Source organism: Acaryochloris sp. IP29b_bin.137, assembly GCF_028285745.1.
Lineage (GTDB): Bacteria > Cyanobacteriota > Cyanobacteriia > Thermosynechococcales > Thermosynechococcaceae > Acaryochloris.
In genome coordinates this window covers 1-1,834 of the sequence record NZ_JANQOP010000282.1, presented here as the reverse complement: position 1 = coordinate 1,834, position 1,834 = coordinate 1, and the positions used below count along the sequence as shown (strand labels likewise).

The 1,834-nt window shown below is 41.9% G+C and carries 2 pseudogenes; both read left to right on the top strand.

Features of this window, described 5'->3' with window-relative positions:
- Positions 1 to 245 precede the first annotated feature (245 nt).
- A pseudogene (locus tag Q0991_RS19790) lies at positions 246 to 767 on the top strand (response regulator); the annotation flags it as partial.
- Positions 768 to 1,334: 567 nt separating this feature from the next.
- A pseudogene (locus tag Q0991_RS25285) lies at positions 1,335 to 1,547 on the top strand (AbrB-like transcriptional regulator); the annotation flags it as partial.
- Positions 1,548 to 1,834 lie beyond the last annotated feature (287 nt).

Here is a 1,834-nt window from a genome sequence, read left to right as displayed (position 1 = left end):
GATAGGGTAGTCGTTTCGGCCACCCTATTTTCTTTGAAATCACACTGCCCTATCTACTGCTGACTCTAGATTTGAAGTACCTTGTCATCCCCAAAGCCTCGAAGATGTTCTCGAGCAGCGCTGTCGAACCTTAATGACAATGCAATCGGACATTAAAGCGCTAACGCAGTACCATTGGTGGCCAGCTTGATAGGTGATCCATTTTGGGGGTTAGTGAGTCGGATTTGGTATTAGCCCATCACAAGGAACTGTTTTCGGCCTGGCTCAATAAGCCGATCAAGCAATCTCAACTCTACAGCGCCCTGGTCAAATCCTTAACGGGAAATGAAGTCAAAACTCAAAAGTCTACTGTTCCCCAACTGGATACAGAAATGGCGGCTCGGCATCCTTTGAAGATTTTGCTAGCAGAAGACAACCCCGTCAACCAGAAACTGGGCGTGTTGATTTTGGCTAAAATGGGCTATCGCGCTGATGTCGTGGGCAACGGTTTGGAAGTGCTGCAAGCCCTTAAGCGCCAACCCTATGATGTCATTCTAATGGATGTGCATATGCCGGAGATGGATGGGCTGACGGCAACGACCCATATTTGCCAATCTGCGATGCCGGAGGAACGGCCACGGATTATTGCCATGACGGCCAATGCCATGCAGGGCGATCGCGAAAAATGTCTGGATGCTGGCATGGATGACTATGTCACCAAACCCATCAATATTCAGGAACTTGTGGTTGCTCTGGAGAAAAGCAAGTCTCGAACCAGCAAAACATAATTCAGATTGATCTTTATCAGAGAATATTTGGGTATAATGACCAACTGAGGGAGCAGTTGCTCTAAATTAAAATCCTCACTTGCACTGTGGTTTGATAAAGACTATTGTTCCCTCCAATAGTTTGATGAACTACCTCCAACTTAGATGATTTTGAAGTAATTTCAGTTCCCCAAAAGGTTTATCATCTAGCAGTCTGAAAAACAGGAAATTGAATACAATAATTTTTCTCAGGTTCATATTGAAAAGGTAGATTTCAATGAGAAAGCATTCGAATTGCGAATTAATCATATGTTGGTGAAATCTCTCTTAGAAGTTACCTGGGAGATTTGAAATTACCCCTATTTAGGTAATAGGAAAATTACTGATGAATTCATGTGGAAAGCTCATAAGGTTAAATTGATTCCAAAAATGACTCATCCATGGACAAGACCATAAACGGGTCGGACGTTACTCCTTAAAGTTCAAAAACGCAATGATTATACCCGTGAAGAGAAAGTTAAACTCTGTGGCTACTCCACTTTTGAAAAGGATGGCTCAGAGCGGAGTAATCTTCGAGCATTCCTCAATGCGCTTCTAGAAGCCGAAGGAATCTATTTAGATCCACAAAACACCAGCAAAAATCGCATATCGTCTCACCCAGTCCATCACAAAATCTCTCTACAAGCTATCGGCACTTTAGTGATTGGGAAAAAACACACAATCAAATTGGACATCAAGCCAGGCGATGAGTTTCAAATAAAGCTAGGACGTAAGCAAATGCATTGGTTTCAAGTGGAATAATAATTGATATAGACCAACAAGGCGTATAACCATATAAGACGATGATGTATACAGTTTTATCTGGGGTCCAGAAACGATTCTTCGAATGGAAGACCATAGGGACGTAAAGCTTACTAGATAAAGGTTGTAGAGTTCAATATTATTTTAATTGAATGAAGAGAGGTCAGAATTGCTCTAACATTTCCGAAATTGGAAGCCAAGGTGATGTTCAACCCTATCAATCAAAACACATGACTAAATTGTTGAACTGCCTTTTACAAGAGGTTTCCAGGCATCTGAGCATTTAC